Source organism: Acidovorax sp. GW821-FHT10A04 (genome assembly GCF_059415825.1).
Window position 1 is genome coordinate 253,765 of record NZ_JBWKNZ010000010.1, and the last position, 23,153, is coordinate 276,917.

Here is a 23,153-nt window from a genome sequence, read left to right on the forward strand (position 1 = left end):
AAGACCCCCCGCACCATGCATGAACCAACGACAAGCCACACCCTGGAGACAAGCCATGAACCACCGAAAGACCCGATCGCGGCGCGCATCCGCCGCACTCATCAGCCCCTTGCTGCTGCTGTTGTCCGCATGCGGCAACGGCAGCGATGACACCACCGCGGCCGCAGGCCCTGCGATGACCCCGGCCCAGGCCTGCAGCGCCCTGCAGGGCCGGGCCGTGGACCGCGCCGCCATCGGCCTGGCGACCACGGGAGCAGTGGTCACGGGGGCGGCGCTCGTCCCCGCGGCGGCGCCCCTGGGCGAGTACTGCAAGGTCTCGGGCGAGATCCGCCCGGTCGACGGCCGGGCGCAGTCCATCGGATTTTCCATTGCCATGCCCTCGGAGTGGAACGGCAAGGCCGTGCACTTCGGCGGTGGCGGCCTGAACGGGGTGGTGCCCGATACCACCAGCGCCTTCGTCGATTCCTCGCCGCCGCTGGGCCGCGGCTACGCCGTGTTCGCCAGCGACAGCGGCCACCAGATGGCCGGCGGCGACCCCTTCGATGCGCAGTTCACGCTCAACGACGAGATGCTGCGCAACTACGGGGGCGATGCCGTGAAGAAGACGCGCGACGTGGCCGTGCAACTGCTGCGCGAACGCTATGGCAGCGTGCCCGCCAGGACCTATTTCATCGGCGGATCGAAGGGCGGGCACGAGGGCATGACGGCCATGCAGAAGTGGCCCGAGGACTATGACGGCATGGTCACCCTGTTCCCGGCCTACAGCGTGGTGCCGACCTTGCTGTCCTGGCAATTGCTCAATCGCGCACTGCACCTGGGTGGCGGTGCCGGCTTTCTGGCACCGGCCAAGTTGCAGACCCTGCAGCAGGCGGAACTGGCCGCGTGCGATGCGCTGGATGGCGTGGCGGACGGCATTGTGGGCCACACCGCTGCCTGCCAGTTCGTGCCGTCCAGCCTGCGCTGCGCGGGTGGCGCGGACCTGGGCGATGCCTGCCTGTCGGACGCGCAGGTGGCCACCGCGCAGATGCTGCGCAGCCGCGCCCGCTACCCCTATGCGCTCAAGAACGGCATCACCAGCCAGGCGGGGTTCGATGTCTCCACGGCCTACCTGTCCACCGGTGGCTTTGGTCGGTCGCCCGGCATTTCCAGCCCGCCCGCGGGTGCCAGCCTGGGATCCCTGTCGGGCTTTGCCGATGCCCTGGTGCGGCACCTCATCCTGCGCGACCCGCGCGCCAGCAGCCTGGCCTTCGACCCCCTGGATCCCGGCCCCTACGCGGCGCGCGTGCAGGAGATGTCCAGCCTGCTCGATGCCACCAGCACCGACATCCAGCCCTTCATGAAGAAGGCCAGGTGGATCCTGGTCCACGGGCAGTCGGACAGCATGATTCCCCTGGGCGGCTCGGTCGACTACTACCAGGCCCTGGTCGCCCGCTTCGGGCAGGCCCAGGTGGACGGCTTCATGCGCTTTTACACCATCCCGGGCTACGGCCATGCCGCCGGGCCGTTCAACGCCATGGGCATGACCACCCTGGATGCGCTGGACCGCTGGGCCGAGTCCGGCACGCCGCCCGGGCCCCAGACCGTGGCCGACGCCAATCCGCCGGGGCGCACGCGCCCGCTGTGCCTGTTCCCCACCTGGCCCAGATACCGGGGCACGGGCGACGTGCATGCCGCCGCCAGCTTCGACTGCGCGGCGCAGGGACGCGACTGAGGCGTTTTGCCATCAGAACGGTGCGATGTGCCCTCGCGCACGAGGGGCCCGATTCGTACCATGAACCATCCACAGACAAGCCGGCAAAAAGAGCCGGCACCACGGAGACAAACCCCATGTACCTCACACAATCGCTGCACCGGGCCATGCAGCAGCACCCCGAGCGCATTGCGCTGCGCTGCGGCAGCCGCCAGCGCACTTTCCTCGAGCTGGGCGAGCGCGTGGCGCGCCTGGCGCATGCCCTGCAGAAGCTGGGCATGCAGCCAGGTGACCGGGTCGCCATGCTGTCGCTGAACTCGGACCGCTACCTGGAGTACCAGATGGCCGTGCCCTGGGGCGGCGGCGTGCTCAATCCCTGCAACACGCGCTGGTCGGCCGCCGAGATCGTCTACGCGCTCAACGATTCGGAGTCCACCATCCTGCTTGTGGACGACACGTTCCGCGCCATGGCCGAGGGGTTCCGTGCCCAGGCCACCACGGTGCGCGAAATGGTCTATTGCGGTGACGGCGAGGTGCCCGCGGGCATGCACGGGTACGAAGCGATCCTGGGCGCCGCAGAGCCCGCCCCCGATGCGCTGCGCCGCGGCGATGATCTGGCGGGCATCTTCTACACCGGCGGCACCACCGGCTTCCCCAAGGGCGTGATGCTCAGCCATGCCAACCTGTGCAGCGTGGGGCAGGCTGCGCGGTCCGAAGGCCTGGCCTCGCCGGGCGGCACCTACCTGCACGTGGCGCCCATGTTCCACCTGGCCGACATCGGCATGGGCATGCCGCACTGGATCGAGGGCAACACCCAGACCGTGCTGCCCTCGTTCCAGCCCGAGCAGGTGCTGGCCACGCTGGAGCGCGACCGCGTCACGCACGTGCTGCTCGTGCCCACCATGATCCAGATGCTGGTGGACCACCCGGCGATGCAGCTGCCGCGCGACCTGGGTGCGCTGCGCACCATCGTCTACGGTGCATCGCCGATATCCGAGGCAGTGCTCGAGCGTGCCATGGCCGCCCTGCCGGGCGTGGAGTTCGTGCAGGCCTATGGCATGACCGAGCTGTCGCCGATCGCCACCATCAACCCCGCGTGGTGCCACCAGGCCGAGGGGCGGGCGCGCGGCAAGCTGCGCTCCGCGGGCCGGGCCACCCATTGCGTGGAGGTGCGCATCGTCGACGCCGATGACCAGGAAGTGCCGCGCGGCACCGTCGGCGAGGTCGTGGTGCGCGGCCCCAACGTCATGCAGGGCTACTGGCGCCAGCCCGAGCTGACGGCCCAGGCCATCCGCAATGGCTGGATGCACACGGGCGACGGCGCCACCATGGACGAAGAGGGCTTCATCTTCATCGCCGACCGGCTCAAGGACATGGTCATCACCGGTGGCGAGAACGTCTACTCCATCGAGGTCGAGAACGCGCTGGCCCAGCACCCGGCCGTGCTGACCTGTGCGGTGATCGGCGTGCCCAGCGACGAGTGGGGCGAGTCGGTGCACGCCGTCGTGGTGCTCCGGCCGGGCCAGAGCGTGGCGGTGGCCGATCTCGTCGCGCACTGCAAGGCGCTGATCGCGGGCTACAAGTGCCCGCGCAGCATCGATTTTGCCGAGGCGCTGCCCCTGTCGGGCGCCGGCAAGGTGCTCAAGACCCAGCTGCGCGAGCCGTTCTGGAAGAACCGCCAGCGTGCGGTTGCATAGCGGCAGCTCCACAAACAACACACCACCAGGAAAGAAACCATGAGCCGTGATGTCTATGTCACCGGGGTCGGCATGATCCCCTTCACCAAGCCGGGGGCGAACGCGCCGTACCCGGCGATGGCCGCCGAGGCCACGCGCCGGGCCCTGGCCGATGCCGGCCTGGGGTACGAGCAGGTGCAGCAGGCCTATGTGGGCTACGTCTATGGCGATTCGACCGCCGGGCAGCGCGCCTTGTACGACGTGGGCATGACGGGCATCCCCATCGTCAACGTCAACAACAACTGCTCCACGGGCTCCACCGCGCTGTTCCTGGCGCGCCAGGCCGTGGCCAGCGGCGCGGCGGACTGCGTGCTGGCGCTGGGCTTCGAGCACATGAGTCCGGGCGCTTTGGGCGCCATGTTCAGCGACCGCCCCAGCCCCTTCGAGAACTTCGACAAGGCCACGGACGAGTTGGTCGACCAGCCGGGCATCCCGCTGGCGCTGCGCTACTTCGGTGGCGCGGGCCTGGCCCATATGCAGCAGTACGGTACCGAGTTGTCCACCTTCGCCGAGATCCGCGCCAAGGCCAGCCGCCATGCGGCCAACAACCCGCTGGCGCTGTTCCGCAACGTGGTCACGGCCGATGAGGTGCTGGCCACCCCGGTGATGTGGCCCGGCGTCATGACCCGGCTCATGGCCTGCCCGCCCACCTGCGGCGCGGCGGCCGCCATCGTCTGCTCGGATGCCTTCGCCCAGCGCCATGGCCTCAGCCGCACGGTGCGCATCCGTGCCCAGGCCATGACCACCGACCGGCCCGAGACCTTCGGGGCGCGCGACATGCGCGAGGTGGTGGGCTTCAGCATGGCGCGCGAGGCCGCGCGACAGGTGTACGAGGCGGCCGGCATCGGCCCTGCGGATGTGCAGGTGGTCGAGCTGCACGATTGCTTTGCCCACAACGAACTGCTGAGCTACGAGTCGCTCGGCCTGTGCCCCGAAGGCGGCGCCGAGAAGTTCGTGCGCGATGGCAACAACACCTATGGCGGCAAGGTCGTCACCAACCCGTCTGGCGGCCTCTTGAGCAAGGGGCACCCTCTGGGCGCCACCGGCCTGGCGCAGTGCACCGAACTGGTCCAGCAACTGCGCGGCACGGCCAGGAAGCGCCAGGTCGACGGCGCGCGGCTGGCGCTGCAGCACAACCTGGGCCTGGGTGGCGCCTGCGTCGTGACCCTCTATGAACGTGTGTGACCAAGGAGCCACGATGATCGACAAGAAGTGGATCGGCCACGAGCTGCAGGCCTCGGTCCTGCCCATCGAGCGTACCCGTCTGCGCTTCTTCGCCAAGGCCGTCGGCGAGACGGACCTGGTCTACACCGACACCCAGGCAGCGCGCGACGCGGGGTATGCGGACATCCCCGCCCCGCCGACCTTTCTGTTCGCGGCCGAGCTTGATTCGGGCATGACCGACCGCCTGCTGGCGGACCTCGGAATTCCGTTTTCCAAGCTGCTCCATGGCGAGCAGGGTTTCGAATACCACCGCCCGGCCTGCGCAGGCGACACGGTGACGGTGCGCTCGAAGATCACCGACGTCTACGACAAGAAGAACGGCGCGCTGGAGTTCGTCGTCAAGACCTCGCGCGCCACCAACCAGCAGGGCGAGCTCGTCGCCGAAATGCGCACCGTGCTGGTGTGCCGCCACTGACTGCCCCCATGACCACCCCCACCATCACCTTCGATGCCATCGAGGTGGGCAGCGAGCTGCCCGCGCTGGAGATCGCCCCCGTGGACCGCACCACGCTGTGCCTGTTCGCCGGCGCCTCGGGCGACCACAACGCCATCCACATCGACACCGACTTCGCCCGCAAGTCCGGCATGCCGGACGTGTTTGCCCAGGGCATGCTGGGTATGGCCTGGCTGGGCCGCCTGCTCACGCGCTGGGTACCGCAAAGCCAGTTGCGCCGCTTCGATGTGCGCTTTCAGGGCATCACGCACCTGGGCAACGCCATGCGCTGCACGGCGCGCGTGGTGGAAAAGCTCGAACGCAACGGGGAGCACTGCGTGCGCCTGGAGATCCAGAGCAGCAACCAGTTCGGACAAACCAAGATCGTTGGCGACGCGCTCATCGCGCTGCCATAAGTACCTGACAGGACAACCCAGAATGACACCCAAACTCGAAGGCAAGGTCGCCCTCATCACCGGCTCGGGCCGCGGCATCGGCCGCGCCATCGCGCTCAAGCTCGCATCCGAAGGTGCACGCATCGTCGTCAACGACCTGGACACCGAACCCGCGCAGGAGACGGTCGACGCCATCCGCCAGGCGGGCGGCACGGCCACGGCCTGTGTGGGCAACGTGACGGCGCCCGATTTTGCCGAGCGCTTCGTCGGCACGGCCGTGCAGGAGTACCAGGGCCTGGACATCCTCATCAACAACGCCGGCTACACCTGGGACAGCGTGGTGCAGAAGATGACCGACGAGCAGTGGTACGCCATGATCGACTGCCACCTCACGGCGCCGTTTCGCATCCTGCGTGCCGCGCAGCCCGTGATCCGCGCGCTCGGCAAGGCCGAGACCGAGGCCGGCCGGCGCGTGGTGCGCAAGGTGGTCAACATCTCGTCGGTGGCCGGGCTGTTCGGCAATGCCGGCCAGACCAACTACGCCACGGCCAAGGCCGGCATCCTGGGCATGACCCAGACCCTGGCCAAGGAGTGGGGGCGCATGAACGTCACCGTGAACTGCGTGGCCTACGGCTTCATCAAGACCCGGCTGACCAGCAGCGCGGCCGACCAGGCCACGGCACACATCGACGGGCGTGACATCAAGGTCGGCATCAACCCCGAGCTGATGGCCATGATGGAGCGCAGCATCCCGCTGGGCCGCGGCGGCACGCCCGAGGAGGCGGCGGGCGCCGTGTACCTGCTGTGCATCCCCGAGTCGGACTATGTCAGCGGCCAGACGCTCATGTGCAGCGGCGGCCTCACGGGGATCTGAGCCATGCTGCCGCAACTCTACCGCCACCGCTGGATGGACGACGAGATCGAGGCCTTTCGCGACCAGGTGCGCCGCTACATCGCTGGCGAGATGGTGCCGCACCTGGACGGCTGGCGCCGCCAAGGCTACATTCCGCGCGAGGTATGGCAGCCCTTTGGCGGCATGGGCTTTCTGCTGCCCGAGCTGGCCGGGGCCTACCAGGGCGCGGGGGCCTCGCTGGCCTACCAGCTGGTGGTGCAGGACGAACTGGCCCGGGCCGAGATGCCTGCGAACACGGCCGTGCATTCCATCGCCGCACACTACCTCATGGACTACGGCACCGAGGCGCAAAAGCAGCGCTGGCTGCCGCGCCTGGCCAGCGGCGAGCTGCTGGCCGGCATCGCGCTCACCGAGCCCGGCTGCGGCTCGGACCTGAAGGCACTGCGCACCCGTGCCCGGCGGGACGGGGATGACTACGTCATCGACGGCGCCAAGACCTTCATCACCAACGGCTTCACGGCCAACCTGCTGGTGGTGGCCGTGCGCACCGGCGAGGCCGGCAGCCGCGGTGTGTCGCTGGTGGTGCTGGAGACCGAGGACCTGCCGGGCTTTCGCGTCGGCCGCCGCCTGGAAAAGCTCGGCCAGCATGCATCCGATACGGCCGAGCTGTTCTTCGACGGCGTGCGCATCCCTGCCGACCAGTTGCTCGGCGCCAGGGAAGGCGGGGGCTTCATCCAGCTCATGAGCCAGCTGCCCTACGAGCGCATGCTGCTGTGCGTACCGGCTGCCGCCGTGATCGAGCGCGCGGTGGAGCTCACCGTGGAGTACACCAAGCAGCGAAAGGCCTTCGGGCAGAGCGTGTTCGACTTTCAGAACACGCGCTTCAAGCTGGCCGAATGTGCCACGCTGGCCCACGTGGCGCGCACTTTCGTCAATGACTGCACCCAGCGCATGCTGGACGGCACCCTGGACAACGAGGCTGCCTACATGGCCAAGCTGTGGTGCACCGAGCAGCAGGGCAGGGTGACCGACGAGTGCCTGCAGCTCTTCGGCGGTTACGGCTACATGGTCGAGTACCCGATTGCGCGCATGTACGCCGATGCGCGCATCCAGCGCATCTATGGCGGCACCAGCGAGATCATGAAGGACCTGATCGCGCGAAAGCTTGGCATGTCATGACAGGTTGTCGGGCCGCAATGGGGTCACCAGGGCTGCAGTCCGACAGAACAACGCGGCTTTATCCTACATTTCTTCACGTGGCAATAAATTAATTGCCAGAATTGGCGTACATTGCCAGCATGGGCTGCGTCCGCAGGTGGACTGACATGCCAACCGTGTACCACATCGTTGCTGCCGCCATGGACCCGCTTCTCGTCCGACTTTCCGACTCCGTCGTCCAGGCCAAGACGCTGGAAGAACTGACCCGCCCGCTGCTGGAGATGCTGGAGAAGGTCACGCGGCTCGAGTCCACCTACCTCACCACCATCGATTTCCAGCGCGCGCTGCAGCACGTGCTGTACTCGCGCAATACGCGCAAGATGGAGATCCCCGAAGGCCTGACCGTGCCCTGGGGCGACACCCTGTGCTACCGCGCCCTCAAGGAGGGCCGCATGTTCACGGCCGACGTGCAGGGCTGCTGGGGCGACTCGGAGGCCGCCGCCGCCCTGGGCATCCAGACCTATGTGAGCATGCCGGTGCGGCTGTCCGATGGCGCTATCTATGGCACGCTGTGCGCGGCCAGCGCCGAGCGCGCCGAGCTTCCGCCCGAGACCGAGAAGATGCTGCAGCTGTTCGCCGGCCTGATTGCCCAGCAGGTCGAGCGCGAGCAATTGCTGGAGGAGCTGCAGCGCAAGAACGAGCAGCTCACCGGCATGGCCTTGCTGGACCCGCTCACGGGTGTGCCCAACCGCCGCGCCCTGTTCGAGGAGCTGGAGCGGCTGCAGGCGCGCTCGCGGCGCTCGGGCAGCATGGTGATGGTGGCTTTTCTCGACCTCGACAGCTTCAAACAGGTCAACGACAGCCACGGCCACGAGGCCGGCGATGCCCTGCTGTGCACCATTGCCAACCAGCTGCGAGCTGCGATGCGCGAAAGCGACTTCCTGAGCCGTTTCGGCGGCGATGAGTTCGTGTTCGTCGGCCCGGGACCGCGGCGCGACCAGGACCCTGCCGAGGCCATCCGCAGCCTGCGCCAGCGCCTGCAGCAGGCCACGGTGTGCCGCATTCCGCTGGCCGGCAAGCGGACCCTGGAGTACCCGGGGGCCAGCGTCGGCGTGGTCTGCTCCGACCCCGGGCTGAACACGGCCGATGCGGCCATCCGCCATGCGGACGAGGCCATGTACCAGGCCAAGCACGAGCGCCGCAGCGCGCTGCAGCACTGATACGGATCTGCCTTCAACCGTCCAACGCGGTTGGTTCGCCTTGCCGTGCTACAGCACCGTCTGCGGCTCCCGCCTGGTGAAACGATCGAGGGTGAATCCGCAAGAGACCCGGCAGGGCCTTTCGGCTCAGCGGTCGTCCGCCGCGCAGTCGCCCACCGGGCGCACATTGGTCATGCACTGCGCGAAGGTGCGCGCCTTGGCCCACATCGCCGCATTGACCTCGTGGCCGGCGCCTGGCGCGACGTAGGTATAGAACGCTGCGGGCCTCTTGGTGCCGTCGGGAATGGCCGTCAGGATGCGGGCCCGGGCGCCGGACGCGCCGTAGCCCGAGCTGCCCAGCCCGACAGGCGGGAAAAGCTGGTCGGCGCTGCCCGAGACCGCTGCGACGCGGATGGCGGCGCCGTTGACCCGGAAATCGTTGGGCTGTTCGTAGGTCGTGCCGGTGGCGTTGCAGTCGTAGTCGCAGCCGCCGGCGAGCGCGATGGCGCCTTGCAGCCGGTGCTTGGTGGCCACCGTGAAGATGAGGTTGCTCGAGAACGAGGTGCCGGCCACGACGATGCGGCTGGTGTCGATGGGCAGGTTGCGCTCGGCGACGGCGGCCTTGATCGCCGCCAGGCCCAGCCCGAAGTCCGAACTGGCGATGTCGAAGGTCTCGTTCACGTTGGTGCGGACAATCAGCGGGCTGCTCCAGTTGTCGCACCCGCGGTACTCGAAGGTGGCCGCTGCCATGCCGGCGGCGCTGAACTGGTCCAGCCCGGCCGCGTCCTGCGCCACGGGTGCGGGCGGATTGCCGCTCGGTGCCCAGCCCGCCAGGCTGATCACCAGGGGCACCTTGGCCTGGGCCGTGGCACCGGCCGGGATCTTGAGGGTGATGGCCGCCTGGGGCAGGTTCGAGCAGGTGGCCACGACCCGGCCCTGCGCGGTGTACCAGTACTGGGTGTTCGGCTGGGGCGCATAGGCCAGCTGGAGCGTCTGGGCGTTGCCACCAGCGCCCGGGTTGCCCGCGGGTGGCGTGGCCGCCTCCAGCCCGAAGCGCCCGTCAGCGCCATAGCGCAGCACCACGTTGGTGTAGACGTCGGACCCCACCGTCAGGCTGGGGATGCGCAACGCGCCATCGTTCAGGCTCAGGGTGGCCTGGGCGCTCGCGAGCGGGCTGTAGGCGGTGACCACGGCGGTGACGGCAAGCAGGCAGACATGCTTCATGGGACGACTCCAATGGGAAGAACAGGAAGAGGAGGGTCGGCACGGATGCATGCCGCCGCTCACGCACTGGTTTCCTGGAGTGCCGGCTGGGGCGATGGGTCTAGTCCAGGTGCGCCAAGCTTAGTCCCCGGGCGACCGGGCAACAAGCCTTTTACCGCGCCGGGGTGTTAACTAGTTCTCGGTCCGGGCGGCGAAGTTCAGGCTTTCGGGGCCACCGGCAGGCGCGTTCCCTGCCATTCCCCGCTCGTGCACAGTTCGCGCACCACGTCCCCGATCAGCCGGAAGATCGCCCGCTTGGCATTGGTGGTGGGCAGGTGCACCGACAGGCACAGGCCGAGCGTGCGGTACATGGCGGGCGAGGCGATGCGGTGCGCACGCAGGCGGCCCTCGCTGACCTCGCGCTGGGCCAGGCCCAGCGGCATGATGGTAGGCCCCAGGCCGGCCTCCACCGCGGCCTTCAGGGTGTAGACGGAATTGATCTCTGCGGCCACGCGCGCGGCCGGGTGCCCTGCGCTGCCCAGGGCCGCATCCACCAGCCAGCGCGTGCAGTGGCCGTGCGTGTTGGCGGGCCACACCAGCGGGCGGGCCAGGGCCTGCGCCAGGCTCACCTCGCCCGGCGGCAGTGCCTGCGGGTCCTGGGGCGATTCGAGGAAAACGAATTCCTCTTCGACCAGGGGCGTGAAAGTCGTGTCCTCCGCGGGCATGGTGGGCGAGAAGATCGCCATGTCGACACGGCCGCGCAGCAGCTGGTCGACCATGTTGCCGGTGAGCTCCTCGTTGAGGTGCAGCACCACCTCGGGGTAGCGGCGTGCGGCCGCGCGCATCAGCGGCAGCGCGATCATCGGCGACACGCTCTGCGGCACGGCGGCCACGACGGTGCCGACGACAGAGTCGGCCGCCACGTGCACGGCGGCCTTGGCGTCCTGGACCTGCTTGGTGATGCCCTGGGCATACTCGTAGAACACCTTGCCGGCCTCGGTCATGGCCACGCCATTGCGCCCGCGCAGCAGCAGCTGGGTGCCCAGCTCGCCCTCGAGCTCGGTCATCTGCTTGCTCAGCGCCGACTGCGCCACATAGAGCTGCTGGGCCGCACGCGACAGGCTGCCGCAGTCCACAATGGCCACGAAATACTTGAACTGGCGCAATTCCATCGGCAAATCTCCGGCCGCCTCTCCGTGCAGGCCAGGGGCGGCAGGCCATTGTAGGGAGGGCGTGGCAGGCCGCCACGCCCCGGTGTCACTCCAGCGCGCAGTCGAAGCTGGCTGCCGCATTCACGTCGCCCGTGCCCTTGTAGCGCGGGTAGGCCGGGTGCTTGCACATCGGCCGCGCCATGGTGGTGGCACCCGCGGCGTCGGTCTTGCGCAGCAGCAGCTTCTGCTGCGAGGCGGGCACACCTTGCTCCACCCAGGTGGCCATGGCCTGCAGCAGGTCGACCTTGTCGGGGCCTGCGCCGCCAAAGCAGTGGCCCACGCCCGGCGCCAGGAACAGCTCGACCGCCTCGTCGGCCTTGCGCTGGCCCAGGCTGGAGACCACCTGGTCGTAGTAGCGGACGGTGTCGCGCGCGCTCACCGAGGTGTCGGTCGTGCCGTTCCACAGGATCAGCTTGGCGCCGCGCGCGTGCAGCGGGCCCAGGTTGGGGTCGGTCGCGCCGAACAGGCCGCCGACGATGGCCATGCGGTCCAGCCACTGGTCGGGGTTCCAGGTGGCGGTGTCGAAGGACGCATCGCGCGCGATGAAGGAGCGGATGAACCCGTCCGAGAACAGGCCCTGCGTCGATGCGCCGGCGAGGCTGGCCTGTGGCCAGATGTACTCGCCCCAGCCCTTGGCCGAGTTCTCGCCGCCGAACGGATAACCTGGGTGCGACCAGGCACCATTGCCGGTCGCCACCGGCGAGGTGACGGCCTGCACCGTGGCGATCTGCGCGTCCGACAGGCAGCTGTCGCCGGTGTCGGCGCCGCCCGTGCAGCGCAGTGCCTTGGCGTCGAACTGGCAGGCGGCGGGCCGGGCGATGATGCCGTCGTTCAGGCCGTCGAGCCCGTCGCACTGCGCCAGTACCGCATTGGCCAGCAGGGTCTGCTTGGCGGGGTTGAGCGCGCCGCCGGGGCCCTTGACCTGCCGGGCGATGCGGTTGAACTGCACGAACAGCCCCATCACGTTGCCGGCCGGCGCCCGCGCGACGATGCCGTCGAAGTCCTCGGGAAAGCGCTGGGCCTGCATGAGCGCATCGTGCCCGCCCATGGAGCAGCCTTCGAAGTAGCTGCGCGCGGGCGGCGTGCCGAAGAACTGAGCCATCACCTCCTTGCCGGGCGGCAGGGCGCGGTGCTCGGATTGCTGCGCGAAGTCGAGCAGCTTGGCGGCATCGAGCGCGAACTCGCCCTTGAAGTAGTTCAGGTCGCGCGGCGGCGGGTAGTCGTAGCCGCCGTTGGTGCCGATGGTCGCGTAGCGCTCGGTGAAGATGGATTCGCTGAACTGCGCCGCGGCGGCCGTGGGCATGGCGCCGTCGAAACCGCCGCCGCCCAGGAAGGCGAGCTTGCCGTTCCAGCCCGTGGTGGGCAACCGGGCCTCGAAGCGCAGGGCCGAGTCCTTGAAGCGGGCCGTCACCACGCAGTACTCGGGCTGGGGCGGCGCCGCGGCGGCCAGCTTGGCGTCGTCGATCACCACGCTGCCGTTGGCCAGGGTCTTGCCCTGCAGGGTGGCGCATTTCTCGGCCAGCGGCATGGCAGGCGCGCCGTCTCCGCCGCAGCCGGCCAGGGTGGCGAGTGCGGCCGCAGGCAGCAGCAGCCATTGCATCAGTTTCGTCATGGTGGATCTCCTCAGTGGGTGTGGCGGTCCGGCCCGGCCGCCGCGACGACCTTGCCGGGGTTGAAGATGTTGTGCGGGTCCAGCGCCTGCTTCACGGCGCGCATCAGCGCAACGCCCTGCGCGCCGTGCTCCTCGGCCAGGTAGTGCTGCTTGTGCAGGCCCACGCCGTGCTCGCCGGTGCAGGTGCCGCCATGGCGCAGCGCGCGCTGCACCAGGCGGTGGCTGAAGGCTTCGGCGGCGGCGTTCTCCTCGGCGCTGGCCGGGTCCACCAGCACCAGGCAGTGGAAATTGCCGTCCCCCACGTGGCCGAACACCGGCGCGATCAGGCCGTGCTCGGCCAGGTCGGCCTGGGTCTCTTCCATGCACTGCGCCAGCGCGGACAGGGGCACGCAGGCATCGGTGGTCAGGCTGCGGCTGCCGGGCTTGAGTTGCAGGCAGGCGAAGTAGGCATGGTGGCGCGGCGTCCACAGGCGCGAGCGCTCCTCGGGCAGGTGGGCCCACTCGAAGGCACCGCCGCCATGGCCGGCAGCGATCTCGCGCACGGTGTCCGACTGTTCGGCGATCTGCGCCTGGCTGCCGCAGAACTCCAGGAACAGCGTGGGGTGCTCGCTCAGCGTGGTGCGGCTGTGGGCGTTCACGGCGCGCAGGGTGAGCGCATCGAGCATCTCGGCGCGCGCCAGCGGCACGCCCATCTGGATCGACTCGATCACGCAGTCCACCGCGGCCCGCACGCTGGGGAAGTGCACCACCGCTGCGGCGCAGGCCTCGGGGTGCGGGTGCAGGCGCACCGTGGCCTCGGTGATCAAGCCCAGCGTGCCTTCCGACCCGCAGTACAGCTGCGTGAGGTTGTAGCCCGCCGCGCTCTTGCGTGCGCGTGAGGCGGTGCGCACCACCTCGCCGCTGGCGGTGACCACCGTCAGGCTCACCAGGTTGTCGCGCATGGTGCCGTAGCGCACGGTGTTGGTGCCGGATGCCGCGGTGGCCACCATGCCGCCGATGGAGGCGTCAGCCCCCGGGTCCACCGAAAAGAAGAAGCCGGTGCCCGCCAGCGCGGCATTGAGCTGCCCGCGCGTCACGCCCGCCTGCACCGTGGCCGTGAGATCGCCGGGGCGGATCGCGAGCACCTGGTTCATCTGCGAAAAGTCCACGCAGACGCCGCCCTCGACGGCCAGCAGGTGCCCCTCGACCGAGGAGCCCACGCCGAAGCCGATGATCGGCACGCGCTCCTGCGCGCAGGCCCGCACGACGAAGGCCACCTCCTCGCTGCTGTGCACGTAGACCACGGCGTCGGGCGGCTGCGGCAGGTAGGCCGACTCGTCCGTGCCGTGCTGCAGCAGGACGGCCTGGCTGGTGCAGCAGCGCTCACCGAAGCGCTGGCGCAGGCGCGCGATCAAGTCGGGGGAGGGCGCGCGGCGTTGCGTGCGCGCAGGGGGACTCAGTTCCGCAAGCATGGGAAGTCTCTTTCTGGACAAGGAGAGGGCGCTGCAGGCAGCGCCGGAAATTCAGCGGGTGGGCGAGGGCGCCTGGGGCCTGACGAACAGCACCAGCACTGCGCCCACCACCAGCAGGGCCGCCAGCATGTGCAGGCCCGCGTCGGTGCTCTGGGTCGCGTCCTTGATCACGCCGATCAGGTAGGGCGCGGAAAAGCCCGAGAGGTTGCCGAAGGAATTGATGAAGGCAATGCCCGCCGCAGCCGCCGCACCGCCCAGAAAGGCCGTGGGCATGCCCCAGAAGACGGGCAGGGTGGCCATGATGCCCATGGTGGCCAGCGTGATGCCAGCCATGGCCCACACGGCGTTGCCATGGAAGGCCACGCTCAGTACCAGTCCGAGCGCGCCGACCACGGCGGCGGTGGCGCTGTGCCAGCGGTATTCGAGCCGCCGGTCCGCACTGCGCGCCGCCAGGTACATGGCCACCACGCCGAAGGTCCAGGGGATGGCGCTGACCAGGCCGATATCCAGTGCGCCCTGGACGCCCATGGCCTTGATGATGCTGGGCAGCCAGAACGAGATGCCGTACAGCCCCGAGACGAAGGCGAAGTACACCAGCGCCAGCAGCCAGACGCGGGGATTGGACAGCACGGCCAGGATCTTCGGCTCGGGCTTGCCGGCATCCTCGGCCGCAATCTCGCGGGCGATCAGCGCGCGCTCGGCCGGGGTGAGCCAGCGCGCGTCCTTCACGCGGTCGTCGAGGTAGCGCCACACCACCAGGCCCAGCGCCACGGTGGGCAGACCCTGCAGCAAAAACAGCCACTGCCACCCGGCCCAGCCGTTGGTGCCGCCCATGCCCTGCAGGATCCAGCCCGAGATCGGGCCGCCCAGGATGCCCGCGAACGGGATGGCGGCCAGGAACAGCGAGGTCGCCTTGCCGCGGCGTGCTGCGGGGTACCAGTAGGTGAGGTACAGGATGATGCCGGGAAAGAAACCCGCCTCGGCAGCACCCAGCAGGAAGCGGACCACGTAGAACGAGGTGGGCGAGCTGACGAACATGGTGCCCGCCGACAGCAGGCCCCAGGTGACCATGATGCGCGCGATCCAGCGGCGCGCGCCCACGCGGTGCAGCACCACGTTGCTGGGCACCTCGAAGAGAAAGTAGCCCAGGAAGAAGATGCCCGCGCCCAGGCCGTAGACCGCCTCGCTGAACTGCAGGTCGCCCTGCATCTGCAGCTTGGCGAAGCCCACGTTCACGCGGTCCAGGTAGGCCACGATGTAGCACAGGAAGAGCAGCGGCAGCAGGCGCCAGCCGACCTTGCGGTAGGTTGCGTCGGCTGCATCCGCTGTGTCGTCGAAGCGGCCCTCGTACGGCGGCGTCATTGCGGGGGAACCCATGGCTGTCTCGCTTTCGTTGTTGGTGTGGCGAGATGGTTGCACCGGTGCCGGCCTGCACCGCCGGGGGTTACTACGCAAAATTCATATGGATTGGCGAGCTTCGTATCTCTGAAAGAGATGGTCGCAAGGGCATGCCGGCACAGGGTCAGGCGGCAAACAGGGCCCGGTTCTCACCGAACACATCGAGCAGGTGCTGCACCACGGCGCGGATCGGGGCCGCATGCCGGTCCTGCCCGCGGATCAGCACGAAGATCTCGCGCGCCGGCGGCAGCGGTGCCAGCGGGCAGGGCTGCAGCTCGGGCACCTGCCGGCCGATGTAGTGCGGCAGCAGCGCAATGCCGGCCCCGGCCCGCGCAGCGGTGGCCTGCAGCACCTGGTTCTCGGCCCGGAAGGCAAAGCGCGCGCGGGGGAACCGCTGCACCAGCCAGTTCGACTCCGGCATGCCCGCATGCTGCTCGTCGAAGCTGATGAACACCGGCGGCAGGCCCTGTTCGACGTCCGCGCAGTGCTGGCGTGTGCCATAGAAGCCGAAGGCCATCTTGCCCGCAGGCCTGGCGATCAGATCGCCGTCGCCGGGCCGGCCCAGGCGCACGGCAATGTCGGCTTGGCGCCGGCTCAGGCTGATGGAATGCAGATCCGTCGCCAGGTCGATGTCCAGCCCCGGATGGGCCACGGTGACCTTGGCCAGCTGCGCCGCCAGGAAGGCATGGGCCAGCGCCGGCGGTGCGTTGATGCGCACCAGCCCGCGCAGGTCCTCGCCTTCGCCATGCGCGGCCCGGGTCAGCGTCTGCGCCGCCGCTTCCATGCCGGTGGCCGCCTGCAATGCCACCTCGCCGGCCGGGGTCAGCACATAGCCGTCGGGGCGGCGCTCCACGAGCTTTTCGCCCATGCTGTGCTCCAGCGACTGGATGCGCCGGGCAATGGTCGCGTGGTTCACCTGCAGCGCCCGGGCCGCGGCCGACAGGCTGCGGTAGCGCCCCAACGCCAGGAAGACGCGCACGTCCTGCCAGTCGACCTCTGTGCGTTTTCTATCAGCCATTGCGCGAGGATAACGGCTACCGCTCCATCGGGTGCGTCCCTACTCTACGGAGAGCGTCGGATCTCCCTTCGCAGTCGCTATCGACACCACCCCAAGGAGCCATTCATGAGTGAGAAAAGAGTCGCCATCGTCACCGGCGCATCGCAAGGCATCGGCGCAGCCATCGCCGCCGCCTACCGCCAACACGGCTATGCCGTGGTCGCCACCTCGCGCAGTATCCAACCCTCCACGGACCCGGACGTGCTGGCCTTCGCGGGCGATGTGCGCGATCGATCGGCCGCCGAGCGCCTGGTGGCCGCCGCGCTGGAGCGCTTTGGCCGCATCGACACGCTGGTCAACAATGCCGGCATCTTCCTGGGCAAGCCGTTCACCGATTACACCGCCGAAGAGTTTGAGCGCGTGGTGGACGTGAACCTGGCCGGCTTCTTCCACACCACGCAGCTCGTGCTGCCGCACATGCTGCGCCAGGGCCGCGGCCACATCGTGCAGATCACCACCACGCTGGTGCACCAGGCGATTGCCGGCGCGCCCTCGGGCCTGGCCCTGCTGACCAAGGGCGGGCTGGACGCGGTGACCCGCGGCCTGGCCATCGAGTACGCGCAGACCGGCGTGCGCGTGAACGCGGTCGCCCCCGGCATCATCAAGACGCCCATGCACGACCCGGCGGCGCACGCCGTGCTGGCCGGCATGCACCCCATGGGGCGCATGGGCAAGGTCTCCGAGGTGGCCGATGCCGTGATGTACCTGGAGAACGCCGCCTTCGTCACGGGCGAGACCCTCAACGTCGACGGCGGCCAGCACGCCGGCCGCTGGTGAGAGAGGAGGCGACGACCATGCCCTACGTCAACATCAAGGTCACGCGCGAGGGCACGGCGCCCGGCGCCAGCGCCACCACCGCAGAACAGAAGCGCGCCCTCATCCAGGGCGTCTCCGACCTCCTGTACGAGGTCATGGGCAAGCCGCACGATTCCACCTTCGTGGTCATCGACGAGGTCGATCTCGACAACTGGGGCGTCGGCGGTCTGACCGTGCCCGAATGGCGCGCGCGGTCCAAGGCGCAGCCGGGCTGACTTTGCTTGGCTGACTCGGGGAAGGCGCAGGGCCCCGGAGGTCGCTGCCGGGGCCGGTGCATGCGGCCTGGGCAAAGCCGCGCAACCAAGAAAAAACCCCAAGCGGCGTGAGCCACTTGGGGTTGTATCTTTGGCGGAGAGGGCGGGATTCGAACCCGCGGTGGGGATTAGCCCACACACGCTTTCCAGGCGTGCGACTTAAACCGCTCATCCACCTCTCCGAAGCCTTCGATTATAGCCACAGGTTTGGGCTGTTTTGGGAAGTTGGGGCAGGGCGGGCCAAAAAAACGCTGCATTGCCCATGCGCTCCCTATCGGGTGGGTGCCGTCACACGGTGCGTTGTGTCGTCTGCACCATCTTCATGGCCGAGCCGATCAGGGCTGAGACCTCGGTCATGTTGCTGGGCACGATGAGGGTGGTGGTGGCATCGGCCGCCACCTTGCCGTAGGCTTCCACGGCCTTTTCGGCCACCTTGAGCTGCACGGCCTGCTCGCCGCCGGGCTGGCGGATCGCGGCGGCCACGCGCTCGATGGCCTGGGCGGTGGCTTCGGCCACGGCCATGATGGCTGCGGCCTCGCCCTGGGCGTTGTTGATCTGGGCCTGCTTTTCACCTTCGGAGCGCGCGATATAGGCTTCGCGCTCGCCGGTGGCGATGTTGATCTGCTCCTGGCGGCGGCCTTCGGAGGCGGCGATCAGCGCGCGCTTCTCGCGCTCGGCGGTGATCTGGGCCTGCATGGAACGCAGGATTTCGGCTGGGGGCGTCAGGTCCTTGATCTCATAGCGCAGCACCTTCACGCCCCAGTTCAGGGCCGCCTCGTCGATGGCCTGGACCACCTGGGCGTTGATGATGTCGCGCTCTTCAAAAGTCTTGTCCAGCTCGAGCTTGCCGATCACCGAGCGCAGCGAGGTCTGGGCCAGTTGCGTCACGGCCATGATGTAGTTGGACGAGCCATAGCTGGCGCGCATGGGGTCGGTCACCTGGAAGTACAGGATGCCGTCCACCTGCAGCTGGGTGTTGTCGCGCGTGATGCAGACCTGGCTGGGCACGTCGAGCGGGATTTCCTTCAGGCTGTGCTTGTAGGCCACTTTGTCGATGAAGGGAATGATCAGCTTGAGCCCCGGGGCCAGCGTGCTGTGGTACTTGCCCAGCCGCTCCACCACCCAGGCGTTCTGCTGGGGCACCTGCTTGAAGCTGCGGATGATGAACACCGCCACGATGACGATGATGACGAGCGCGATGTAGGTTTTGTCCATGGACGACTTTCAGTGTTCTTGCACGTACGTTGGGGGTTACATGGGATCGACCAGCAGGCGGTTGCCCACCAGCTCGGCGACCCGGTGCATGCCCGTGGAGGGCGTGACGCCCGGGCGATGGATGGCCGTCCACGTGGCACCGCGGTACTTCACGGTGGTGGTGCCGTCGGCATTCCAGCCCTCGATGAGGATGGTTTCACCGACGTCCAGGTTCACACTGCGGTCGGCGCGTGGCGAGGGGTCGCCCGGGCGCTTGCGCCGGACAAAGTGCCAGGCCACCACGGCCCCGCCGCCGACCAGCGCGGCGACGATGATCTGCAGGGCCGAGGACGCACCCATGTGGGCCGCCAGGGCTGCGGCCACCAGGCCCACCGCCATCATGAGCAGGTAGAACGTGCCCGTGAGCATTTCTGCCACCACCACGATCCCCGCCGCCAGCCACCAGATGGTGGATTCCTCCATACCGACTCCTCCTCATGTTGTTTGTTGTTCGGATCCTAAACAACCTGTGTGTCGGTTGTTCTTAATCCACCACATTCTGGGTCAAAAGACCCCCAGTTCAAAGGCCCGACAAGGTTATTCCTTACACTTCGCGCCTATTTCGTTTTTTGGCCGGCAGGGCACGGTTTCACGGAGGCTGCGCATGAAGTTTCGTTTTCCCATCATCATCATCGACGAGGACTATCGTTCCGAGAACACCTCGGGCCTGGGCATCCGCGCCCTGGCGCAGGCCATCGAGGCCGAGGGTTTCGAGGTGGTGGGCGTCACCAGCTACGGTGATCTGTCGCAGTTCGCGCAGCAGCAAAGCCGCGCCAGCGCGTTCATCCTGTCCATCGACGACGAGGAGTTCACCGTGGGCGAGGGGCTTGACCCCATCGTGCTGAGCCTGCGCAACTTCATCGGCGAGGTGCGTCGCAAGAACACCGAGGTGCCGATCTACGTGCACGGCGAGACCAAGACCAGCCGTCACCTGCCCAACGACATCCTGCGCGAGCTGCACGGCTTCATCCACATGTTCGAGGACACCCCCGAATTCGTGGCGCGCCACATCATCCGCGAGGCCAAGAGCTACCTGGAGAGCGTGCAGCCGCCGTTCTTCAAGGCACTGCTGGACTACGCCGAAGACGGCTCCTACAGCTGGCACTGTCCCGGCCACTCGGGCGGCGTGGCCTTCCTGAAAAGCCCCGTGGGCCAGATGTACCACCAGTTCTACGGCGAGAACATGCTGCGCGCCGACGTCTGCAACGCGGTCGAGGAACTCGGCCAACTGCTGGACCACAACGGCGCCATCGGCGAGAGCGAGCGCAACGCCGCGCGCATCTTCAATGCCGACCACTGCTTCTTCGTGACCAACGGCACCAGCACGTCGAACAAGATGGTCTGGCACCACACCGTGGCCCCGGGCGACGTGGTGGTGGTGGACCGCAACTGCCACAAGTCCATCCTGCACAGCATCATCATGACCGGGGCCATCCCGGTGTTCATGAAGCCCACGCGCAACCACTTCGGCATCATCGGCCCGATCCCGCAAAGCGAGTTCGAGCCCGAGGCCATCCAGGCCAAGATCCGCGCCAACCCGCTGCTCAAGGGCGTGGACGCCAAGAAGGTCAAGCCGCGCGTGCTGACGCTCACGCAATCGACGTACGACGGCGTGCTCTACAACACCGAGACCATCAAGGGCATGCTCGATGGCTACGTGGACAATCTGCACTTCGACGAGGCCTGGCTGCCGCACGCCGCCTTCCACCCGTTCTATGGCACCTATCACGCCATGGGCAAGAAGCGCACGCGCCCCAAGCACTCGGTGACCTATGCCACGCAGTCGATCCACAAGCTGTTGGCCGGCATCAGCCAGGCCAGCCACGTGCTGGTGCAGGACTCGCAGACCGCCAAGCTGGACCGCCACCTCTTCAACGAGGCCTACCTGATGCACACCAGCACCAGCCCGCAGTACAGCATCATCGCCAGCTGCGACGTGGCCGCCGCGATGATGGAGCCGCCCGGCGGCACCGCGCTGGTGGAGGAGAGCATCCTGGAGGCGCTGGACTTCCGCCGCGCCATGCGCCAGATCGAGGACGATTTCGGCAAGAACGACTGGTGGTTCAAGGTCTGGGGCCCGGACAAGCTGGTGGACGAAGGCATCGGTCGCGCCGAGGACTGGATCATCCGCAGCGACGCCAAGGGCAAGAAGGCCGGCACCAAGTGGCATGGCTTCGGCCAGCTGGCCGACGGCTTCAACATGCTGGACCCGATCAAGTCGACCATCGTCACGCCCGGCCTGAACCTGGACGGCAAGTTCGACAAGAAGGGCATCCCTGCATCCATCGTCACCAAGTACCTGGCCGAGCACGGCGTGGTGGTCGAGAAGACCGGCCTGTACAGCTTCTTCGTGATGTTCACCATCGGCATCACCAAGGGCCGCTGGAACACGCTGCTCACCGCGCTGCAGCAGTTCAAGGACGACTACGAGAAGAACCAGCCCATGTGGCGCATCCTTCCCGAGTTCTGCCAGCAGCACAAGCGCTACGAGCGCATGGGCCTGCAGGACCTGTGCCAGCACGTGCACGAGATGTACGCCAAGTACGACATTGCGCGCCTGACGACCGAGATGTACCTGTCGGACCTGACGCCCGCCATGAAGCCTTCGGATGCGTACGCGCACATCGCGCACCGCAAGACCGACCGCGTGGAGATCGACCAGCTGGAAGGCCGCATCACTGTGGGCCTGGTCACGCCGTACCCACCGGGCATTCCGCTGTTGATCCCCGGCGAGGTGTTCAACAAGAAGATCGTGGACTACCTCAAGTTCGCCCGCGAATTCGCCAAGCTGTGCCCGGGCTTCGAGACCGACATCCACGGCCTGGTCGAGGTGGAGGACGAGAACGGCCATGTGCGCTACTACGCCGACTGCGTGGCCGAGGAAGTGCCGGCCGACAAGCCCGCAAAGAAGAACCCCAAGCCCCTGGCCACGGCCAAGAACCTGGTGCAGGTGGGCTCGGACGGGCCTTTCGGCCGCAAGGTCTAGTAACCCTGTGTACAGGCCCAGGCTGTGTGGCAGCCGGGCCTGGCAACACCGACCGCTGCGCATCCGCTTGCGCAGCCCCATCGCCCCGAGGCCCAGGCCTGCGGGGCTTTTTTATTATTTGCGGTTTTTGTCCGGCCGCTGCATCCGATGCCTTGCCACCCCCGTATTGATTGACAGCCGCGTGGCATTCCTCACGCGGTCACCGAGAGACATTTGTTCATTCAGTTGCTCCGTCCATCCATCGATTCAGGAGATTTTCATGACCCGTATCCGTTTCAATGCCCGCCTCGCTTCCATCGGCCTGGCCGCCGCCCTGGTTGCTGCCGCAGCCACCCCGGCCCTGGCTGCCGACGTCATGGTGGGCGGTGCGCCCATGCTGGCAAGCAAGGACATCATCGACAACGCCGTGAACTCCAAGGACCACACCACGCTGGTGGCTGCGGTCAAGGCCGCCGGCCTGGTCGACACCCTGAAGGGCCCAGGCCCGTTCACCGTGTTCGCGCCCACCAATGCCGCGTTTGCTGCGCTGCCCGCAGGCACCGTGGACACCTTGCTCAAGCCCGAGAACAAGGCCACGCTGACCACGGTGCTGACCTACCACGTGGTGGCGGGCAAGTGGGATGCGGCGGCCTTGTCGAAGATGATTGCCGATGGCAAGGGCATGGCCAGCATCAAGACGGTGGCGGGGGGCACGCTCACGGCCAAGGCCAGTGGCAAGACCATCATGCTGACCGATGAAAAGGGCGGTACGGCGAATGTGACGATTGCGGATGTGTACCAGTCCAATGGGGTGATTCACGTGGTCGACAAGGTGCTGCTGCCCAAGTAATCACTGCTGGTAGGTGCTGAAGAGTGGTCGCGGCCTTTGGGGTTTTGCGGCCATTTTTCTTTGTTGCCTCGTGGTTGTTGTGCTGGTGGTGTGCCTGTGTTGAGGGCGGGGGCCGGGATGTGCGCCCGGCGGCGCACCCACCTTCTTTTGCGTCGCCAAAAGAAGGTGGGCCAAGAAAAGGCGACCCCCAGTCTGCGTCCCCCTTCGCCCGTTGGGCGAAGGGGGCAGCCTGCGATGGAACTGGGGTGGGCGTCGCTGAACTCGCGCCGTTCCCCCTGCGGGTGAACTCTGCTCAAACAGCAGCGACGAGCTAGACAACGAAGTGCATGTGTCCTGCGGCACATGCACCCACCCCAGCTCCTGCGCTTCTCGGCGCAGCCAGCAGGGGTGGGGA

General features: G+C 67.8%; 20 protein-coding genes and 1 tRNA gene. 12 read left to right on the forward strand and 9 right to left on the reverse strand.

Going from position 1 to position 23,153, the window contains the following annotated elements; all coding sequences use genetic code 11:
• Positions 1–55: 55 nt before the first annotated feature.
• From AC07PF_RS21540 to AC07PF_RS21575, 8 genes are all read left to right on the forward strand, one after another.
• A complete protein-coding gene (locus AC07PF_RS21540; protein WP_494613215.1) occupies positions 56–1,711 on the forward strand; it encodes a tannase/feruloyl esterase family alpha/beta hydrolase in 1,656 nt (551 codons plus the stop codon).
• Between the two features lie 116 nt (positions 1,712–1,827).
• Positions 1,828–3,387, forward strand: coding sequence for a long-chain-fatty-acid--CoA ligase (locus tag AC07PF_RS21545; RefSeq protein WP_494613216.1), 1,560 nt, complete (start codon positions 1,828–1,830; stop codon positions 3,385–3,387).
• Between the two features lie 39 nt (positions 3,388–3,426).
• The gene (locus AC07PF_RS21550; RefSeq protein ID WP_494613217.1) at positions 3,427–4,611 is read left to right on the forward strand and encodes a lipid-transfer protein; all 1,185 of its coding nucleotides are present in this window, start codon (positions 3,427–3,429) and stop codon (positions 4,609–4,611) included.
• A 13-nt stretch (positions 4,612–4,624) separates the two neighbouring features.
• Entirely contained in the window at positions 4,625–5,065 is a 441-nt protein-coding gene (locus AC07PF_RS21555; protein WP_494613218.1) for a MaoC family dehydratase N-terminal domain-containing protein, read from the forward strand.
• 8 nt (positions 5,066–5,073) lie between these two features.
• A complete protein-coding gene (locus tag AC07PF_RS21560; protein ID WP_494613219.1) occupies positions 5,074–5,499 on the forward strand; it encodes a MaoC family dehydratase in 426 nt (141 codons plus the stop codon).
• 22 nt (positions 5,500–5,521) lie between these two features.
• Positions 5,522–6,352: an SDR family NAD(P)-dependent oxidoreductase gene (locus tag AC07PF_RS21565; RefSeq protein WP_494613220.1), complete on the forward strand. Its 831-nt coding sequence runs from the start codon at positions 5,522–5,524 to the stop codon at positions 6,350–6,352.
• Between the two features lie 3 nt (positions 6,353–6,355).
• A complete protein-coding gene (locus AC07PF_RS21570; protein WP_494613221.1) occupies positions 6,356–7,510 on the forward strand; it encodes an acyl-CoA dehydrogenase family protein in 1,155 nt (384 codons plus the stop codon).
• A 179-nt stretch (positions 7,511–7,689) separates the two neighbouring features.
• The gene (locus tag AC07PF_RS21575) at positions 7,690–8,709 is read left to right on the forward strand and encodes a sensor domain-containing diguanylate cyclase (protein ID WP_494613230.1); all 1,020 of its coding nucleotides are present in this window, start codon (positions 7,690–7,692) and stop codon (positions 8,707–8,709) included.
• 126 nt (positions 8,710–8,835) lie between these two features.
• On the opposite strand, the gene AC07PF_RS21580 is transcribed toward AC07PF_RS21575, so the two are convergent.
• The 6 genes from AC07PF_RS21580 to AC07PF_RS21605 all read right to left on the reverse strand — a co-directional run bounded on the left by AC07PF_RS21580 (position 8,836) and on the right by AC07PF_RS21605 (position 16,581).
• Positions 8,836–9,912, reverse strand: a complete 1,077-nt coding sequence (locus AC07PF_RS21580) for a hypothetical protein (RefSeq protein ID WP_494613222.1) — start codon at positions 9,910–9,912, stop codon at positions 8,836–8,838.
• Between the two features lie 197 nt (positions 9,913–10,109).
• Positions 10,110–11,063: a LysR substrate-binding domain-containing protein gene (locus AC07PF_RS21585; RefSeq protein ID WP_494607284.1), complete on the reverse strand. Its 954-nt coding sequence runs from the start codon at positions 11,061–11,063 to the stop codon at positions 10,110–10,112.
• Positions 11,064–11,148: 85 nt separating this feature from the next.
• On the reverse strand, positions 11,149–12,714 hold the full coding sequence (locus tag AC07PF_RS21590; protein WP_494613223.1) for a tannase/feruloyl esterase family alpha/beta hydrolase: 1,566 nt from the start codon (positions 12,712–12,714) through the stop codon (positions 11,149–11,151).
• Positions 12,715–12,725: 11 nt separating this feature from the next.
• Positions 12,726–14,165, reverse strand: coding sequence for an FAD-binding oxidoreductase (locus AC07PF_RS21595; protein WP_494613224.1), 1,440 nt, complete (start codon positions 14,163–14,165; stop codon positions 12,726–12,728).
• 51 nt (positions 14,166–14,216) lie between these two features.
• A complete protein-coding gene (locus AC07PF_RS21600; RefSeq protein ID WP_494613225.1) occupies positions 14,217–15,542 on the reverse strand; it encodes an MFS transporter in 1,326 nt (441 codons plus the stop codon).
• Positions 15,543–15,687: 145 nt separating this feature from the next.
• Positions 15,688–16,581, reverse strand: coding sequence for a LysR family transcriptional regulator (locus tag AC07PF_RS21605; protein ID WP_494613226.1), 894 nt, complete (start codon positions 16,579–16,581; stop codon positions 15,688–15,690).
• A 105-nt stretch (positions 16,582–16,686) separates the two neighbouring features.
• On the opposite strand from AC07PF_RS21605, the gene AC07PF_RS21610 reads away from it, so the two are divergent.
• Positions 16,687–17,397: an SDR family NAD(P)-dependent oxidoreductase gene (locus AC07PF_RS21610; protein WP_494613227.1), complete on the forward strand. Its 711-nt coding sequence runs from the start codon at positions 16,687–16,689 to the stop codon at positions 17,395–17,397.
• A gap of 17 nt (positions 17,398–17,414) precedes the next feature.
• Complete coding sequence (locus AC07PF_RS21615; protein WP_494607274.1) at positions 17,415–17,651, forward strand: tautomerase family protein; 237 nt, start codon at positions 17,415–17,417, stop codon at positions 17,649–17,651.
• Between the two features lie 131 nt (positions 17,652–17,782).
• Here the strand turns inward: AC07PF_RS21615 and AC07PF_RS21620 are convergent.
• The 3 genes from AC07PF_RS21620 to AC07PF_RS21630 all read right to left on the reverse strand — a co-directional run bounded on the left by AC07PF_RS21620 (position 17,783) and on the right by AC07PF_RS21630 (position 19,367).
• Positions 17,783–17,872 (reverse strand) — tRNA-Ser (locus AC07PF_RS21620).
• 106 nt (positions 17,873–17,978) lie between these two features.
• Positions 17,979–18,905 carry an SPFH domain-containing protein gene (locus AC07PF_RS21625; RefSeq protein WP_494613228.1) on the reverse strand — a complete coding sequence of 309 codons (927 nt, stop codon included), beginning with the start codon at positions 18,903–18,905 and terminating at the stop codon, positions 17,979–17,981.
• A gap of 36 nt (positions 18,906–18,941) precedes the next feature.
• The gene (locus AC07PF_RS21630) at positions 18,942–19,367 is read right to left on the reverse strand and encodes an NfeD family protein (protein WP_494607271.1); all 426 of its coding nucleotides are present in this window, start codon (positions 19,365–19,367) and stop codon (positions 18,942–18,944) included.
• Between the two features lie 181 nt (positions 19,368–19,548).
• Here AC07PF_RS21630 and AC07PF_RS21635 point away from each other — a divergent pair, with 181 nt between their 5' ends.
• Together AC07PF_RS21635 and AC07PF_RS21640 are read left to right on the forward strand one after the other, a co-directional pair.
• Positions 19,549–21,930 carry an arginine/lysine/ornithine decarboxylase gene (locus AC07PF_RS21635; RefSeq protein ID WP_007860580.1) on the forward strand — a complete coding sequence of 794 codons (2,382 nt, stop codon included), beginning with the start codon at positions 19,549–19,551 and terminating at the stop codon, positions 21,928–21,930.
• Positions 21,931–22,189: 259 nt separating this feature from the next.
• Positions 22,190–22,759 carry a fasciclin domain-containing protein gene (locus tag AC07PF_RS21640; protein ID WP_494607268.1) on the forward strand — a complete coding sequence of 190 codons (570 nt, stop codon included), beginning with the start codon at positions 22,190–22,192 and terminating at the stop codon, positions 22,757–22,759.
• Positions 22,760–23,153: the final 394 nt, after the last annotated feature.

Coding starts and splice junctions, on each gene's coding strand:
- AC07PF_RS21635 (WP_007860580.1), top strand. CDS start 19,549: ATGAAGTTTCGTTTTCCCATCATCATCATCGACGAGGACTATCGTTCC.
- AC07PF_RS21570 (WP_494613221.1), top strand. CDS start 6,356: ATGCTGCCGCAACTCTACCGCCACCGCTGGATGGACGACGAGATCGAG.
- AC07PF_RS21550 (WP_494613217.1), top strand. CDS start 3,427: ATGAGCCGTGATGTCTATGTCACCGGGGTCGGCATGATCCCCTTCACC.
- AC07PF_RS21605 (WP_494613226.1), bottom strand. CDS start 16,581: ATGGCTGATAGAAAACGCACAGAGGTCGACTGGCAGGACGTGCGCGTC.
- AC07PF_RS21555 (WP_494613218.1), top strand. CDS start 4,625: ATGATCGACAAGAAGTGGATCGGCCACGAGCTGCAGGCCTCGGTCCTG.
- AC07PF_RS21595 (WP_494613224.1), bottom strand. CDS start 14,165: ATGCTTGCGGAACTGAGTCCCCCTGCGCGCACGCAACGCCGCGCGCCC.
- AC07PF_RS21585 (WP_494607284.1), bottom strand. CDS start 11,063: ATGGAATTGCGCCAGTTCAAGTATTTCGTGGCCATTGTGGACTGCGGC.
- AC07PF_RS21600 (WP_494613225.1), bottom strand. CDS start 15,542: ATGGGTTCCCCCGCAATGACGCCGCCGTACGAGGGCCGCTTCGACGAC.
- AC07PF_RS21590 (WP_494613223.1), bottom strand. CDS start 12,714: ATGACGAAACTGATGCAATGGCTGCTGCTGCCTGCGGCCGCACTCGCC.
- AC07PF_RS21630 (WP_494607271.1), bottom strand. CDS start 19,367: ATGGAGGAATCCACCATCTGGTGGCTGGCGGCGGGGATCGTGGTGGTG.
- AC07PF_RS21610 (WP_494613227.1), top strand. CDS start 16,687: ATGAGTGAGAAAAGAGTCGCCATCGTCACCGGCGCATCGCAAGGCATC.
- AC07PF_RS21565 (WP_494613220.1), top strand. CDS start 5,522: ATGACACCCAAACTCGAAGGCAAGGTCGCCCTCATCACCGGCTCGGGC.
- AC07PF_RS21575 (WP_494613230.1), top strand. CDS start 7,690: ATGGACCCGCTTCTCGTCCGACTTTCCGACTCCGTCGTCCAGGCCAAG.
- AC07PF_RS21640 (WP_494607268.1), top strand. CDS start 22,190: ATGACCCGTATCCGTTTCAATGCCCGCCTCGCTTCCATCGGCCTGGCC.
- AC07PF_RS21580 (WP_494613222.1), bottom strand. CDS start 9,912: ATGAAGCATGTCTGCCTGCTTGCCGTCACCGCCGTGGTCACCGCCTAC.
- AC07PF_RS21540 (WP_494613215.1), top strand. CDS start 56: ATGAACCACCGAAAGACCCGATCGCGGCGCGCATCCGCCGCACTCATC.
- AC07PF_RS21545 (WP_494613216.1), top strand. CDS start 1,828: ATGTACCTCACACAATCGCTGCACCGGGCCATGCAGCAGCACCCCGAG.
- AC07PF_RS21560 (WP_494613219.1), top strand. CDS start 5,074: ATGACCACCCCCACCATCACCTTCGATGCCATCGAGGTGGGCAGCGAG.
- AC07PF_RS21615 (WP_494607274.1), top strand. CDS start 17,415: ATGCCCTACGTCAACATCAAGGTCACGCGCGAGGGCACGGCGCCCGGC.
- AC07PF_RS21625 (WP_494613228.1), bottom strand. CDS start 18,905: ATGGACAAAACCTACATCGCGCTCGTCATCATCGTCATCGTGGCGGTG.